The following is a 16,358-nucleotide window of genomic DNA, read 5'->3' as shown; positions in this document are numbered from 1 at the left end:
GGGCGTCGTTGTCCCGCAGTTTAGAGGAAGAGTCCGGGGCCCGGGCGACTTCCTTCGGGGAATCTGACGCCGACTTTGCCAATCTTGTTCCCGTCCATGACGGCGACAGTCCAGATGGTGTTGTTCCACTCCACCTGGTCGCCGACTACCGGTGCACCGCCAACCTTCTGGGTAATGAAGCGGCTCAATGGCATGTCCGGGTCGATACCTTCAAGCTTGAGCCCGTACAAGGCGGAAACCGCGCCCAGCTGGGCGTCGCCTTCCAGTACGAAGTCACCGAAGAAGCGCAAATCGAGGCCCCGTTGCGGCGCCTGGCTGAACAATTTGCCCAGGGCCGGCAGGTTGTGTTCGTGGCCGATCACACAGAGCAAATCGCCGACTTCCAGCACCGTACTACCCGACGGATGGAGCAGTTGCTGGCCACGAAACAGCGCGGCGATGCGCGTGCCTTCGGGCATTTTCAGCTCGCGCAGGGCCGCTCCGATGCACCATTTTTCAGCGCCCAGGCGGTAGACGAACAGCTCCCACTCGCTGGTAACGTGCACTTCCAGGGCCGCGCGGGAGATCGGTGCCGGGTCTGGCGGTACGGTGACTTTGAGCAACTTGGCCACCCACGGCAGGCTGGTGCCCTGCACCAACAGCGAGACCAGCACGATAAAGAATGCCAGGTTGAAGTACAGCTGCGCATGGGGCAGGCCGGCCATCAGCGGGAACACCGCGAGGATGATCGGTACCGCGCCGCGCAGGCCGACCCAGGCTATAAAGGCTTTTTCGCGCCCGTGGAACGCCTTGAATGGCAGCAGGCCAACCATCACCGACAGCGGCCGGGCAAACAGGATCATCCACAGCGCCAGGCCCAGGGCGGGCAGGGCGATGGGCAGCAAATCGTGAGGCGTGACCAACAGGCCCAGCACCAAAAACATCCCGATCTGCGCCAGCCAGGCCATGCCGTCGAGCATGTGCAAAATGCCATGGCGGCTGCGCACCGGGCGGTTGCCGATCACCAGCCCGCACAGGTACACGGCGAGGAAGCCGCTGCCGTGCAGGGCGTTGGTCAGGGCAAACACGAACAGGCCGCCGGCGATCACCAGGATCGGGTACAGGCCGTTGGCCAGGTTGATGCGGTTGACCAGCTGCAACATCAGCCAGCCGCCGCCCAGGCCTACCAGGCCACCGATGCCGAATTCGCGGATCAGGTGCGTGAGCAGGCTCCAGTGCAGGCCGGTCTGGCCGCTGGCGAGCATGTCGATCAGGGTGACGGTGAGGAACACCGCCATCGGGTCGTTGCTGCCGGATTCGATTTCCAGGCTGGCGCTGACCCGCTCGTTGAGGCCCTTGCCGCCCAGCAGCGAGAATACCGCCGCGGCGTCCGTGGAGCCGACGATGGCGCCGATCAGCAAGCCTTGGATGATGTTGAGGTCGAACAGCCAGGCCGCCGCCATGCCCGTGAGGCCGGTGGTAATCAACACCCCCACCGTGGCCAGGGACAAGGCCGGCCACAGCGCCACGCGGAAACTCGCCACCCGGGTGCGCAAACCGCCGTCGAGCAGGATCACGGCGAGGGCGAGGTTGCCCACCAGATAGGCGGTGGGGTAGTTATCGAAAATGATGCCACCGCCATCGACCCCGGCGGTCATGCCCACGGCCAGGATAATCACCAGGATAGGGATACCCAGGCGTGACGAAAGCGAACTCACCAGAATGCTCGCAGTCACCAGCAACGCGCCGATCAAGAACAGGCTGTTGATGGTCGTCGCATTCAAAGGCAGTACTCCAGGGCAGGGGGAAGACAGGGCGCAAACTGACCATGCAGTCTGCGTGCCAGGGATTCTAACCTGTTGAATTGCTGCGCTGTCAAAAAGCTTTTGTGGCTGCACATCGCTCAAATGTGGGAGCTGGCTTGCCTGCGATTGCGGTGTGCCAGGCGCCATGGGCGTCAGCTGACAGATTGCTATCGCAGGCAAGCCAGCTCCCACAAGGTATGCGGTGTGAGCAAAGGCTTATTTCAGAGGCGGAACCTTCCGACCATCCCATTCAGATCCACCGCCAAGCGCGACAACTCACCGCTCGCCGCGCTGGTCTGGCTGGCGCCGGTTGCCGATTGCACCGACAGGTCACGGATATTCACCAGGTTGCGGTCCACTTCCCGCGCCACCTGAGCCTGTTCTTCCGCCGCACTGGCGATCACCAGGTTGCGCTCGTTGATCTCCACAATCGCCGTGTTGATAGTGTCCAGCGACAGGCCCGCGCCTCGGGCGATGTTGAGTGTCGATTCGGCGCGCTCGGTGCTGTTGCGCATCGAATCCACCGCGTGTTCAGTGCCTGTCTGGATGCTGCCGATCATGCGCTCGATTTCGCTGGTGGACTGCTGGGTGCGATGGGCCAGCGCCCGCACTTCATCGGCCACCACGGCGAAACCACGCCCGGCTTCCCCGGCTCGCGCTGCTTCGATCGCGGCGTTCAGGGCCAGCAGGTTGGTCTGGTCAGCCAGGCCACGGATCACGTCCAGCACTTTACCGATATCCCTCGATTCATTGGCCAGGTCGCCAATCAGGGAAGCGGTGGCCTGCACGTCGGTACTCATGCGTTCGATAGCGCTAACGGTTTCCTGCACCAGGTCGCGACCGTCACCGGCGGAGGTGGTGGCATTGCGCGAGGCTTCGGAGGTGCTCACCGCGTTGCGTGCGACTTCTTCCACCGCGCTGGTCATCTCGTTGACGGCAGTGGCGGCCTGTTCGATTTCGTTGTTCTGCTGGGTCAGGCCACGGGCGCTTTCGTCGGTGACCGCATTCAGCTCTTCAGCGGCAGACGCCAGCTGGGTAGCGGAGCCGGCGATACGTTGCAGGGTGTCGCGCAGTTTGTGTTGCATCTTGGCCATGGCCGCGAGCAGGCGCCCGGCTTCGTCGTTGCCGTCCACACTGATCGGGCGCGTCAGGTTGCCTTCGGCCACTTCTTCGGCGGCTTCTAGCGCCTGGGCGATGGGCAGGGTGATGCTGCGGGTCAGCAACCAGGCAAACAGCAAGGTCAGCGCCGTGGCAATCACCAGCAGGCCTACCACCAGGTCAAAGGCCATGTCGTATTGGTCTTTGGCGCGCTGGTTGGTGGCGTTGGCGTCGTCGTTATTGATATCCAGCAAGCGGGTCAAGACCGCATTGACCTGCTCGGAGTTGTCCAGCAACTCGGTGTTGAGCAGGCTGCGCAGCTCGTTGACCTGATTGGCGCGAGACAGGCTCTTCATGCGCTCTTCAATCTGGCGGTACTGGCCCAGCAGGCGCACGTACTCGTTGTAGACGTTGCGCTCTTCGGTGCTGGTGATCAGTTTTTCGTAGATGTCCTGGGCTGTGCGAATCTGCTGATTGCGCAGTTCAAAGGCTTCCAGGGTCTTTTGCTGTACATCCGGCTCGCGGTTGGTCAGCAAGCGGTACGACAGCACGCGCAGGCGCAGGGTCAGTTGGGTGAATTCATCCAGGGCGCGAATGCTGGGCACGCTGGCCGAGGTGATGTCTTCGGTGGCTGCACGAATTTTGCTCATCTGGTTCAGGGCGAACACACCGAGCAACAACATCAAGGCGCCAATAAACGCGAAGCCGAGGAAGGCCCTCGGGGCGATATTCATATTACGAAGAGACATGCTGGAGTCCTGGGGGAGGCGCTATCCATGCGGCCATGAGACGAGGTGTGCCCGCCTTATCGGCCATGCGACTAAAGTCTTAAGGGGGCGCGCGCTTTTGTCGCATCGGACCAGGGGTTGGGTGAGTTCAGGAACCAGATCGGGTAAATGCAGTCACTAAGGCTCGAAAGTGCGGCCCGGCCTTGCATCATCGGGCTGCGCGGCCAGGGATAACCCTGGCATCCGAGGTGAATTTTCTTTATCGTCACCGCCCTTTTTAAAAGCCCGAGAAATCAAAATGTTAGAAGCATCCCTCAGCCAATTGGAACAACTGGTCAGCGACCTCGTACAGCAGAATCAAGAATTGCTGGGCAGCAACGAATCCCTCAAGGCCGAGCTGGCCCGCGCCAAGGACGAAAACGACAGCCTGCAACTGAACCTGATGGAACAGGAAGAAAAGCACGGCGCCACCGCCGCCCGCATTCAGGCGCTGGTTGAGCGTGTAAGTGCAGGGCCTGTCAGCGCATGAGTGAGGGCATAAAGGTCGTTTCGATTCTCGGAGAGGATTACTCGATCAAGGCACCGGCCGGCGAAGATCAGACCCTGATGCATGCCGTGACCATGCTCAAGGCCTCCCTGGCGGTTACCAAGAAAAAGTACCCGACCCTGATCGGTGACAAGCTATTGGTACTGGCCGCGCTGAACCTGTGCGCCGAGCAGATTGAAATGCAACAGGCTCACCAGCAGGAACTCGACCGTTACCAAGAGCAAGTCAGCGCCACGGTCGATGTGATCTCCAAGGTGATCGGTCAGCCTTAGAACCACTCGTCTTGCATGCCCAGGCACGTATCGTCGCGTGCTTCCAGAATCGCCAGTTCATGATGGCAGCTCGGTACTTCCCAGGTCAGGAAGTACCGGGCAGCCTGGAGCTTGCCCTTATAAAAGGCCGCGTCAGCCGCGTCACCCTTGGCCAGCCCTTCTTCGGCGCGGATCGCCTGTTCCAGCCAGCGCCAGCCAATCACCGTGTGCCCGAACACTTTCAAGTACAGCGCCGAGTTCGCCAGGCTGCTGTTGACCTTGCCTTGGGCGAGATCGGTCAGCAGGCCAATCGTGACGCTTTGCAGCCGGTTTACCAGTTGCTCCAGAGGCTCTCGCAGTGCCGTGAGTGAAGGGTGCTTTTGCGCCCGGGCTCCGGTTTCGGCGATCAGGCGAATCAACTGCTTTAAACCGGCGCCGCCGTTCTGCGCCAATTTGCGCCCGAGCAGGTCCAGGGACTGGATGCCGTGGGTGCCTTCATGGATGGGGTTCAGGCGGTTGTCGCGGTAGTACTGCTCCACCGGGTATTCGCGGGTGTAGCCGTGGCCGCCGAGAATCTGGATCGCCAGCTCGTTGGCCTTGAGGCAGAACTCCGACGGCCAGGATTTGACGATGGGCGTGAGCAGGTCGAGCAGTTCGTGGGCTTGCTTGCGCTCGGTGTCGGTTTGCAGGGTGGTGGTGTCGTCGAATAGCCGCGCCGCGTAGAGGCCGAGGTCAAAGGCGCCTTCCACATAGGCTTTCTGGGTCAGTAGCATGCGCTTGATGTCGGCGTGCTGGATGATCGCCACCGGTGCGGTGCTCGGGTCTTTACTATCAGGCAGGCGCCCCTGGGGCCGTTCGCGGGCGTAGTCCAGGGAGTAGAGGTAGCCGGCGTAACCGAGCATCACCGCGCCCATGCCCACGCCGATGCGTGCCTCGTTCATCATCTGGAACATGCAGCTCAGCCCCTGGTGCGGCTTGCCCACCAGATAGCCGACACAGTTGCCGTTATCGCCAAAGTTAAGCGCCGTGGACGTGGTGCCGCGCCAGCCCATCTTGTGGAACAGCCCTGCCAGCAGCACATCGTTGCGAGCGCCCAGGCTGCCGTCCTCGTTGACCAGGAACTTGGGCACGATAAACAGCGAAATGCCCTTCACGCCTGCGGGAGCGTCCGGCAATTTTGCCAGCACCATATGCACGATGTTTTCCGATAGCGAATGGTCGCCACCGGAAATAAAGATCTTGTTGCCCTTGAGCCGATAACTGCCGTCAGTCGCGGGCTCTGCACGGGTACGAATGTCCGACAGGGAGGAGCCTGCATGGGGCTCGGTCAGGGCCATGGTGCCGAAGAAGCGCCCGTCGATCATTGGCTGCAGGAAGCGTTGTTTCTGCTCCTCGGTGCCGAAGCTTTCGATCAGGTTGGCGGCGCCCATGGTCAGGAACGGGTAGGACGTCGAGGCGGCGTTGGCCGATTGGAAGTGCGCGAAACAGGCCTGGGACAACAGGGTCGGCAGTTGCATGCCGCCTGCTTCAAAGCTACGTGCTGCGTTGAGGAAGCCGGCTTCAAGGAAGGCGTCCACGGCGGGTTTGACCTCGGGGATCAGGATCGCCTGGCCGTTTTCATAGCGCGGTTCGTTTTCGTCGTTCTTGCGGTTGTGAGGGGCGAAGTACTTTTCTGCGATGTTGCGCGCCGTGCTGATCGCGGCATCGAAGGTTTCACGGTTGTGTTCGGCAAACCGCTCGCGCTGGGTCAGGCCCTCGGCATCGAGGACTTCGTACAGCTCGAAAGCCAGATTGCGGGAACTGAGCAGCGTCTCGGACATGGCGGCGTACCTTTGAAGGAATTGGCCTGAGTCTAAGTCCGCGAATGGAGGGTGGGTAGCAAGATTGATCTAAGTGATAGAGGGGCAGAACGCTGGCGAGGCATCGAGATCGTTCCCACGCTCTGCGTGGGAACGCCTCTTTTGACGCTCCGCGTCACGCTTCTGGACGCAGAGCGTCCTTGAGCTGCATTCCCACGCGGAGCGTGGGAACGATCAGCCGCGATCAGCCGCGTTGTGTCAGTTAGCCGATGGTCATCAGGCTGGCGTTACCACCCGCTGCAGCAGTGTTAACGCTCAACGCGCGCTCGATCACCAGACGCTCCAGCGCAATCGCCGTTTCGCCTTGCGACATGCCATGCACCCCGACAATCGCCCCACCGCGCTGCGCCACTTGCTGGCACACCGCACGCAGTTGGTCGGAATCACCGTGATGCAGCACAGCGTCAAACACCACGTCGTCCTTGGACCAGTCGGCCACGCGCTTGATCTTCGCCTGAATCTCTTTAGGCAGGCGTGGGAACAAGGCCTTGGTCAGCTCGGTTTCCGGCCATACCGCCGAACCACCGACGGCCAATACCGCCGCCAGTTGGGTCAGCAGGTCGCCTTCCACTTCGGCCAGGCACAGCACGTGCTCGCGCGGCAGGATGGCGTAGCTGTTGCGCTCGCCAGTCGGGCCGGCCAGTTGGCGGGTGATACCGCTCTGCGATTGGGCGGCGAATTGCGTGCACAACGCGCTCAGTTCGCTGAACTTATTGCCGTCGGCCCAGGTTTTCAGGGCGGTCAGCGATTGGCTCATGGCATCACGCAGGCGCACATCCGGCGCGGCCAGCTTGTCGCCCCGTACGAAGGATTGCTCGATCGCATCGGTAGGACGAGTCGACAGCAAGCGGTACAGGTACAGCGGGCCACCGGCTTTCGGGCCAGTGCCGGACAGGCCTTCGCCGCCGAACGGCTGCACGCCGACCACGGCGCCAACAATGTTGCGGTTGACGTAGACGTTACCGGCATTGACGTTGTCGATCACCTTGGCGATGGTCTCGTCGATGCGGGTGTGCACGCCCAGGGTCAGGCCGTAGCCGGAAGCGTTGATCTGGCCGATGAGCTGGTCGATCTCTTTGCGCTTGTAGCGCACTACGTGCAATACCGGGCCGAAGATCTCGCGTTGCAGTTCGTCGAAGCTTTCCAGCTCGATCAGGGTCGGCATCACGAAGGTGCCGCGCTTGATCTCTTCACCGTCGGCAATCGCCACCTGGTAAACGTTGCGGCCTTTGTCGCGCATGGCCTGGATGTGTTTCTCGATACCGGCCTTGGCTTCGGCGTCGATCACCGGGCCGATGTCGACCGACAGGCGTTCCGGGTTACCCAGGCGGCATTCAGCCATGGCGCCCTTGAGCATTTCGACCACACGGTCTGCCGAATCTTCCTGCAGGCACAGTACGCGCAGGGCCGAACAACGTTGACCGGCGCTGTCGAAGGCCGACGATACGACGTCGATCACCACTTGTTCGGTCAGCGCCGAGGAATCGACGATCATCGCGTTCTGGCCACCGGTTTCGGCGATCAGCGGAATCGGGCGACCCTGGGCATCCAGGCGACCGGCGACATTGCGTTGCAGCAGGCGCGCCACTTCGGTGGAACCGGTGAACATCACGCCTTTGACGCGATCATCACCCACCAGACGGGCACCGACGCTTTCGCCCTGGCCTGGCAGCAATTGCAGCACGCCTTCCGGAATACCGGCTTCAAGCAGAATACGTACGGCCTGGGCAGCCACCAGCGGCGTCTGCTCGGCAGGCTTGGCCAGCACCGGGTTACCAGCAGCCAGCGCTGCAGCTACCTGGCCGCTGAAGATGGCGAGCGGGAAGTTCCACGGGCTGATGCACACCACCGGGCCCAATGGGCGGTGGGCGTCATTGGTAAAGTCGTTGCGCGCCTGCACCGCGTAGTAACGCAGGAAGTCCACGGCTTCACGCACTTCGGCGATGGCGTTGGCGAAGGTCTTGCCGGCTTCACGGGCCAGCAAGCCCATAAGCGGCTGGATCTCGCCTTCCATCAGGTCGGCGGCGCGTTCGAGGATGGCAGCGCGTTCGGCGGGCGGGGTGGCCTGCCAGATCGGCGCGGCGCTGATGGCGCACTGGATGGCGTTGTCGACGTCTTCGACGGTGGCTTCCTGTACCTGGCCGACCACATCACGCAGGTCGGATGGGTTCAGAACCGGTTGTGCCGCTTCATTGCTGGCGGCGCAACCGAGCATCGGTGCGGCTTTCCAGTTGTTGTGAGCAGTGGCCAGCAGGGCGCAGGACAACGAGGCCAGGCGATGTTCGTTGGCCAGGTCGATACCGGCCGAGTTGGCGCGGTCGCTGCCGTACAGGTCACGCGGCAAAGGGATGCGCGGGTGCGGCAGGCCGAAACCGCCTTCCTGGGTTGCCATTTGCTCGATGCTGGCTACCGGGTCGGCTACCAGTTCCTGGATCGAGATGGACTGGTCAGCGATGCGGTTGACGAACGAGGTGTTGGCGCCGTTTTCCAGCAGGCGGCGTACCAGATAGGCCAGCAGCGTTTCGTGGGTACCGACCGGCGCGTACACACGGCACGGACGGTTCAACTTACCTTCGGAAACCTTGCCTACAACCTGTTCGTACAGCGGTTCACCCATGCCGTGCAGGCACTGGAACTCGTACTGGCCGGGGTAATAGTTCTGACCGGCGATGTGGTAGATAGCCGACAGGGTGTGGGCGTTGTGCGTGGCGAACTGCGGGTAGATGACTTCCGGCACCGACAGCAGTTTGCGCGCGCAGGCAATGTAGGAAACGTCGGTGTACACCTTACGGGTGTACACCGGGTAGCCTTCCAGGCCTTCGACCTGGGCGCGCTTGATTTCGCTGTCCCAGTACGCGCCTTTTACCAGGCGGATCATCAGGCGATGGCGGCTGCGGCGGGCCAGGTCGATGACGTAGTCGATCACATATGAGCAACGCTTCTGGTACGCCTGGATCACAAAGCCGATGCCGTTCCAGCCGGTCAATTGCGGCTCGAAGCACAGGCGTTCGAGCAGGTCCAGGGACAGCTCCAGGCGGTCGGCTTCTTCGGCGTCGATGTTCAGGCCGATGTCGTACTGCTTGGCCAGCAAGGTTAGCGACAGCAGGCGCGGGTACAACTCGTCCATCACGCGCTCGTACTGCGCACGGCTGTAGCGCGGGTGCAGGGCGGAGAGCTTGATGGAGATGCCCGGGCCTTCATAGATCCCACGGCCATGGGAGGCTTTGCCGATGGAATGAATGGCTTGTTCGTACGAGGCCAGGTACTTCTGGGCGTCGTGTTCGGTGAGTGCGGCTTCACCGAGCATGTCGTAGGAATAGCGGAAGCCCTTGGCTTCGAATTTGCTCGCATTGGCCAAGGCTTCGGCGATGGTTTCGCCGGTGACGAACTGCTCGCCCATCAGGCGCATGGCCATGTCGACGCCCTTGCGGATCATCGGCTCGCCGCTCTTGCCGATGATGCGGCTCAGGGACGAGGTCAGGCCTGCTTCGTTGTGGGTGGACACCAGCTTGCCAGTCAGCAGCAGGCCCCAGGTAGCGGCGTTGACGAACAGCGATGGGCTGTTGCCCAGGTGGGGCTGCCAGTTGCCGGTGCTGATCTTGTCGCGGATCAGCGCATCGCGGGTGCCTTTGTCCGGGATACGCAGCAGCGCTTCGGCCAGGCACATCAGCGCCACGCCTTCCTGGGACGACAAGGAGAATTCTTGCAGCAGGCCCTGAACAATACCGGCACGGCCGCCGGCACTCTTCTGATTGCGCAGTTTTTCGGCAATGCTCGCGGCCAGCTTGTTGGTGGCTTCGGCCATCGGTGCCGGCAGGCGCGCCTGTTCGATCAGCATCGGTACCACTTCCGGCTCGGGGCGGCGGTAAGCGGCGGTGATTGCGGCACGCAATACCGATTGCGGCAGGATGCTCTCGGCGAACTCAAGGAAGCACTGGTGGGCGTGGTCGGCCTGGACCTCGCCGGCATCATCGGCCTCCTTGGTGCTCAAGCCATTGAGCTCGGACAGGGTTGCACCACCCTCGAGTTTCTCCAGGTAATTGAAAATCGCCTGCTTGATCAGCCAGTGCGGCGTGCGATCAATGGAGGTCGCGGCGGCCTTCAGGCGTTCGCGGGTCGGGTCGTCGAGTTTGACCCCAAGGGTGGTCGTTGCCATTTTTTTATCCTCATGGGTGCCACTACCGAGTGGCATCTGCTGGCGGCAAGATTAGCTTTGCCCATCCTGAGGTGCAACCGGGTGCAACCCTTTTGTTGGTTAAATGTTCGACGCTTGATCGGAAAAAAATAAACACACGACCGAATCCGCTTCACGCTGGTGCATTTGCTTCTGAGATCGGCTGTTCTTGCTCCGAAAAGGAGCAAAAAAAGCGCGTTTGGCCTAAAACATACTTGGGTGCAACTTAATCGGCAGAAACTGGTTGCACCTTATTTGCTTTGTTGAATAGCATTCGCGCACCAAGGTGCAACCAACTCTCTGGGTGGGTTCATCGGCTGGCGGCTTTCCTGGGGAAACGCCAGTCATAAATGCGCGGCATGCAGGTTCGTCTATCCGGTTATCCACGGGTGGCCGTCCCCATGACCGTCGCTACATAAAAACAAAGCCAGGGCGTCACTCCTATGAGCGTTAGTAATCCAACCCTGATCACGTTCGTGATCTACATCGCAGCAATGGTGCTGATCGGCCTGATGGCCTATCGCTCCACCAACAACCTTTCCGATTACATCCTGGGCGGTCGCAGCCTCGGTAGCGTGGTGACAGCCTTGTCCGCCGGTGCTTCCGACATGAGCGGCTGGCTGTTGATGGGCTTGCCGGGCGCGATCTACATGTCCGGTCTGTCGGAAAGCTGGATTGCCATCGGCCTGATCGTCGGTGCTTACCTCAACTGGTTGTTCGTGGCCGGCCGCCTGCGCGTGCAGACCGAACACAACGGCGACGCGCTGACCCTGCCGGATTACTTCTCCAGCCGCTTCGAAGATAAAAGCGGCCTGCTGCGGATCATCTCCGCCGTGGTGATCCTGGTGTTCTTCACCATCTACTGCGCCTCCGGCATCGTCGCCGGCGCCCGCCTGTTCGAAAGCACCTTCGGCATGTCCTACGAGACCGCGCTGTGGGCCGGTGCTGCGGCGACTATTGCCTACACCTTCATCGGTGGTTTCCTGGCAGTCAGCTGGACCGACACCGTGCAAGCCACGCTGATGATCTTCGCGCTGATCCTCACGCCGATCATCGTGCTGCTGGCCACCGGCGGCGTAGACACCACCTTCCTGGCCATTGAAGCCAAGGACCCGACCAGCTTCGACATGCTGAAAAACACCACCTTCATCGGCGTTATCTCGTTGATGGGCTGGGGCCTGGGCTACTTCGGCCAGCCGCACATCCTCGCGCGCTTCATGGCGGCGGACTCGGTTAAGTCGATCGCCAAGGCGCGTCGCATCTCCATGACCTGGATGATCCTGTGCTTGGGCGGCACCGTGGCGGTGGGCTTCTTCGGTATCGCTTACTTCTCGGCGCACCCGGAAGTGGCGGGCCCGGTGACTGAAAACCCAGAGCGTGTGTTTATCGAGCTGGCCAAAATCCTGTTCAATCCATGGGTTGCCGGTGTGTTGCTGTCGGCCATTCTGGCGGCTGTGATGAGCACCCTGAGCTGCCAACTGCTGGTGTGCTCCAGCGCCCTGACGGAAGACTTCTACAAGGCGTTCCTGCGCAAAGGCGCTTCCCAGCTTGAGCTGGTATGGGTCGGTCGCATCATGGTGCTGGTAGTGGCCTTGATCGCCATCGCCATGGCCGCCAACCCGGAAAACCGCGTACTGGGCCTGGTCAGCTACGCCTGGGCCGGTTTCGGTGCAGCCTTCGGCCCCGTGGTACTGATCTCGGTCATCTGGAAACACATGACCCGCAACGGCGCCCTGGCCGGCATCCTGGTCGGCGCGATCACCGTGATCGTGTGGAAGCACTTCGAATTGCTGGGCCTGTACGAAATCATCCCAGGCTTCATCTTCGCCAGCCTGGCGATCTACTTCGTGAGCAAGATGGGCGCACCGACGGTGGGCATGGTCGAGCGTTTTGATGCTGCGGAAAAAGATTACAACTTGAACAAGTAATTCGCTGGGCGTTTAACGCCTACTGAACGAACAAGAAAGGCCCACGTCCGAAGGACACTGGGCCTTTTTTTGTGTGGGCTGATTGGTGCAATTGCCGTCGATGCTCGTGGGTTCCAGCGGTGCTCACGTAGGACCTTACTTATTTGCCGAGGCAGCGCTCGGCAAGGCGAACGGCTGGTGCAGAATCGACCGCCCACCCTTCGCAGAGAAACACCGGATGTTCGCTCCTGCCAACCAACCTGCATTTACCCTGGCCCTGGATGGGGCGCCGAGTGATTTCGAGGTGTTCGCGTTCGACGGCACCGAGGCCATCAGCCAGTCCTATCGTTTTGAACTTGAGCTGGTCAGCGAGCAGCCGGATATCGACCTGGAGGGCTTGCTGCATCGCCAGGTGTACTTGGGCTTCGACGATCAGGGGCATGGCGTTCACGGCCTGGTGTATCGGGTTGCCCAGGGCGACTCGGGCCGGCGCCTGACGCGTTACCAGCTCAGCCTTGCGCCGCATCTGGCGTACCTGGCACACAGCAGCCACCAGCGCATTTTTCAGCATAAGACGGTGCCGCAGATTGTTGCTCAGGTGCTGGCAGGGCAGGGGATTCACAGTGATCGCTTTGAGTTCCGGTTGAGCGGTGATTACCCGGAGCGTGAATATTGCGTGCAGTTCGGCGAGAGCGACCTGGCGTTCATCCAGCGCCTGTGTGCCGAGCTGGGTATTCACTATCACTTCCAGCATTCCCCCGCAGGGCATCTGCTGGTGTTTGGCGATGACCAGACCGTATTTGCCCAGGCAGATCAGCCCACGCCGTACCGGCCTGGTTCGGGAATGGTCGCCGCTAACCCTGCGATCAAGCGCTTCACCTTGCAATTGGCGACCTGCACCACGGCGTTGAATCTTCGCGATTACGACTTTCGCAAACCCCATGTCGAGCTGGAAAGCGCAGCCGTCGACAAGTCATTGCCCAAGCTTGAAGCGCAGCACTACCCCGGCAAGTTTTCCGACCGAGCCCAAGGCAGATGCCTCGCCCAGCGTGGCCTGGAGCGGTACCGCAGCGACTATCGTAGTGCCCATGGCCAGGGCGATGAGCCGGCGTTGGCCAGTGGCCGGTTTCTGCAGTTGCGTGAGCACCCCCGTGAGGACTGGAACGACCTGTGGCTGGTGACGCAGGTGCGCCATGAAGGCAAGCAGCCTCAGGTGCTGGAGGAAGCGGTCACCGAGGAGGACGGAGGGGAACTGCGCCAAGGGTATCGCAACGCATTTGTCGCCGCGCCATGGGATGCGGTGTTTCGTCCGCCCTTGCCGGAGCAGCCGCGCCCGACGGTATCGGGATATCAAAGTGCAGTGGTCACCGGCCCGGTTGACAGTGAGGTTCACTGTGACGAATACGGCCGGGTCAAGGTGCAACTGGCCTGGGATCGTGTCGGCGAGCACAACGACCATTCCAGTTGCTGGCTGCGGGTCGCCAGTGGCTGGGCCCATGACCGTTATGGCGTGGTGCTGATACCCCGGGTTGGCATGGAAGTGCTGGTGGGGTTCGTCAATGGCGACATGGATATGCCGCTGGTGGTGGGGTGCCTGCCCAGCGCCGCCACGCCTGTGCCCCTCGACCTGCCCGCGGACAAGACCCGTAGTCTCTGGCGTAGCCAGAGCAGCCCTGGCGGTGGTGGCTACAACGAACTGCGTATCGAGGACCGCAAGGGTGCCGAGGAAATCTACCTGCGCGCCCAGCGGGACTGGACCCAGCATGTGTTGCACGACCAACAGGTACAGGTCGATAACCAGCGTCGCGTGCAGGTGGGCGGCGAGTCGCGCCATGAGTTGCAGGGCCAGGAGCAGCGCATCACCCACGGCAACCGTTTGACCGAGCTCAAGCAGGATGACCATCTGGTGGTTGGCGGTTCGCAGCACATGCGTGCCGGGCAAATCATTGCGCTGGGGGCCGGGCAAAGCATCATCATTGATGCGGGTGCCAGCGTGACGATCCAGGCGGGCGGGCAGTCGATCACATTGTCAGCGGGCGGGATTTTCAGCAGTGTGCCGATCCAGCTCGGCAGCGCGCCTGCCCCGACGCCGGCGCCGTTAATGCCTGGGTTGAAAGAGGCTGTATTGGCAGCGGTTCCCGCGCCGTTAAGCCGTGCACAAGTGTTCAGCCTCAAACGCAGCGCGCCGTTCTGCGAAGAATGCGAGCGCTGCAAGAACGGCCAGTGCGACATCGACGCCCATACACGGAGTGCGTCCTGATGCCCGCGCTCTTGACGCCCAATGCCTGGCTGGCGCAATACCCGTTGCAGCCTGATGAACAGCTGTACGCCGTGCTGGGCAATGCCAGCGACGCCAAGCCGCTCGCCGCCTGGCAAGCCACGGCCGCTGCAAAGATGCCGCGACCGATCTGGGCGGGCACGGCCTACGCTGACTGGGATGAGGTCATGCCCTACGTTGGCGTCGTTGAGCCGAGCAGTGCCTTTCTCGATTGGATAGCCACCACCCAAGCGCCGGATTGGGGCTGGCTGGCGGTCTCGTCCAGCCCGCTGGAGGTGGTGATCGCGCATTTGAAGGGTTTGACCCAGGTGTACCTGCCGGAAAGCCAACCGGTGTTTTTGCGTTTCTGGGACGGCGCGCACCTTTTGCCGATGTTGCAGTCATTAGGCGACGGGGCCGGGGGCGTGCTACCGGTGTTCCAGCGCTACTTGATCAACGGCCAGCCGCTGTCGGTGGCGGCCAAACCAGTCACTGCGGCCCCAGCCAGCCCCTGGTGGCAGGTGCCGGAATCGTTGCTCAAGCATATGGCGCAGCAGTCACCGCAGGTGCTGGTCGACAACCTGCTGCAATGGCTCCAAGAGCAGCGTCCTGACCTCTATACCGCGTTTACGCCAGCAACCTTGCAGCATAAAGTCGCCTACTTCGCACGCAGGCCGCAAATCAGCCATGGTGCACTGGCTGATTACCTTGCCTCGCAGCTCAGTTGAGCCCCTGGCGATAGCGTCACTTCCGTGCCGCCCGCCATGCGGCCCTGCACCTTTGCACCGGTAGAAGGTAAACTTCGCCCCCTGCGCAGGAGCAACCATGAATTATCGTCACGCCTTTCACGCCGGCAACCATGCCGATGTCTTCAAACACCTGACCTTGACCCGCCTCATCGCCCTGATGTCGCGCAAGGAACAGCCGTTCGCCTACCTCGACACTCACGCAGGCATTGGCTTGTATGACTTGCAGGGCGACCAGGCCAACCGCACCGGTGAGTACCTGGAAGGCATCGCCCGCCTGTGGGGCGCAAGCGACCTGCCGCCGCTCACCGCCGACTACATGCGCGTGTTGCACGAGATGAACCCGGATGGCCAGTTACGCTACTACCCGGGCTCGCCGGAACTGGCGCGCCGCCTCACGCGGCCCCAGGACCGTGTGTTGCTCAACGAGAAGCACCCTGAAGATGGCGTGCTGCTCAAGGACAACATGAAGGGTGATCGCCGCGTCAAAGTGCACCTGGGCGAAGGCTGGCACGTGCCACGGGCCTTGCTGCCAGTGCCGGAAAAGCGCGCGCTGATGCTGATCGACCCGCCGTTTGAAAAACTCGACGAAATGCAGCGTTGCGCCGCGTCCCTCAAGGAGGCTGTTAGCCGTATGCGCCAGACGGTGGCGGCGATCTGGTACCCGGTGAAAGACCAGCGCATGTTGCGCCGTTTCTACCAGGACCTGGCCGGTACCGGTGCGCCGAAGCTGCTGCGTGTGGAGTTGCTGGTGCATCCGCTGGACACGCCCAATACCCTCACCGGCTCGGGCCTGGCGATTGCCAACCCGCCGTGGGGCCTGGAAGAGGAATTGCGTGAGTTGCTGCCATGGTTGTCCAGGCAACTGGGCCAGACCCAGGGTGGCTGGCAGATGGATTGGCTGATCGCCGAGTAACCGATCGTTCCCGCGCTCCGCGTGGTAACGCAGCCTGTGACGCTCCGCGTCACGATGTTAAAAGCGGACGCGGAGCGTCCAGTACGGCATT

Annotated in this window: 9 protein-coding genes and 2 pseudogenes; 6 read left to right on the top strand and 5 right to left on the bottom strand. The window is 61.8% G+C overall.

The features are described 5' to 3' along the window. Nucleotides 1-20 precede the first annotated feature (20 nt). From GIW79_RS04055 to GIW79_RS29745, 3 genes and pseudogenes are all read right to left on the bottom strand, one after another. Nucleotides 21-1,763, bottom strand: a complete 1,743-nt coding sequence (locus GIW79_RS04055; protein ID WP_057975415.1) for a potassium/proton antiporter — start codon at nt 1,761-1,763, stop codon at nt 21-23. Nucleotides 1,764-2,005: 242 nt separating this feature from the next. Next, a pseudogene (locus GIW79_RS29750) lies at nt 2,006-2,605 on the bottom strand (methyl-accepting chemotaxis protein); the annotation flags it as partial. A 303-nt stretch (nt 2,606-2,908) separates the two neighbouring features. Further along, a pseudogene (locus GIW79_RS29745) lies at nt 2,909-3,565 on the bottom strand (MCP four helix bundle domain-containing protein); the annotation flags it as partial. 343 nt (nt 3,566-3,908) lie between these two features. Between GIW79_RS29745 and GIW79_RS04045 the strand changes: the two are divergent. Then, complete coding sequence (locus tag GIW79_RS04045; RefSeq protein ID WP_003187970.1) at nt 3,909-4,139, top strand: hypothetical protein; 231 nt, start codon at nt 3,909-3,911, stop codon at nt 4,137-4,139. Continuing rightward, nucleotides 4,136-4,429 carry a cell division protein ZapA gene (locus tag GIW79_RS04040; protein ID WP_003187971.1) on the top strand — a complete coding sequence of 98 codons (294 nt, stop codon included), beginning with the start codon at nt 4,136-4,138 and terminating at the stop codon, nt 4,427-4,429. The genes GIW79_RS04045 and GIW79_RS04040 overlap by 4 nt, the downstream gene beginning before the upstream one ends. On the opposite strand, the gene GIW79_RS04035 is transcribed toward GIW79_RS04040, so the two are convergent. Both GIW79_RS04035 and putA read right to left on the bottom strand, forming a co-directional pair. Further along, entirely contained in the window at nt 4,426-6,228 is a 1,803-nt protein-coding gene (locus GIW79_RS04035) for an acyl-CoA dehydrogenase (protein WP_236452583.1), read from the bottom strand. The genes GIW79_RS04040 and GIW79_RS04035 overlap by 4 nt on opposite strands. A gap of 241 nt (nt 6,229-6,469) precedes the next feature. Continuing rightward, nucleotides 6,470-10,423, bottom strand: coding sequence for a trifunctional transcriptional regulator/proline dehydrogenase/L-glutamate gamma-semialdehyde dehydrogenase (gene putA, locus GIW79_RS04030; protein WP_236452582.1), 3,954 nt, complete (start codon nt 10,421-10,423; stop codon nt 6,470-6,472). A 461-nt stretch (nt 10,424-10,884) separates the two neighbouring features. On the opposite strand from putA, the gene putP reads away from it, so the two are divergent. The 4 genes from putP to GIW79_RS04010 all read left to right on the top strand — a co-directional run bounded on the left by putP (nt 10,885) and on the right by GIW79_RS04010 (nt 16,267). Next, nucleotides 10,885-12,369 (top strand): sodium/proline symporter PutP, encoded by a 1,485-nt coding sequence (putP, locus tag GIW79_RS04025; RefSeq protein WP_034125609.1) that lies wholly within the window; start codon nt 10,885-10,887, stop codon nt 12,367-12,369. 217 nt (nt 12,370-12,586) lie between these two features. Further along, complete coding sequence (tssI, locus tag GIW79_RS04020) at nt 12,587-14,608, top strand: type VI secretion system tip protein TssI/VgrG (protein WP_236452578.1); 2,022 nt, start codon at nt 12,587-12,589, stop codon at nt 14,606-14,608. Beyond that, nucleotides 14,608-15,333 (top strand): DUF4123 domain-containing protein, encoded by a 726-nt coding sequence (locus GIW79_RS04015; protein ID WP_236452576.1) that lies wholly within the window; start codon nt 14,608-14,610, stop codon nt 15,331-15,333. The genes tssI and GIW79_RS04015 overlap by 1 nt, the downstream gene beginning before the upstream one ends. A 97-nt stretch (nt 15,334-15,430) precedes the next feature. Further along, complete coding sequence (locus tag GIW79_RS04010) at nt 15,431-16,267, top strand: 23S rRNA (adenine(2030)-N(6))-methyltransferase RlmJ (protein WP_057975420.1); 837 nt, start codon at nt 15,431-15,433, stop codon at nt 16,265-16,267. Nucleotides 16,268-16,358 lie beyond the last annotated feature (91 nt).

Source organism: Pseudomonas sp. PA-7-1E (genome assembly GCF_021605325.1).
Lineage (GTDB): Bacteria > Pseudomonadota > Gammaproteobacteria > Pseudomonadales > Pseudomonadaceae > Aquipseudomonas > Aquipseudomonas fluorescens_BV.
This window is presented reverse-complemented; position numbering and strand designations above follow the sequence as displayed.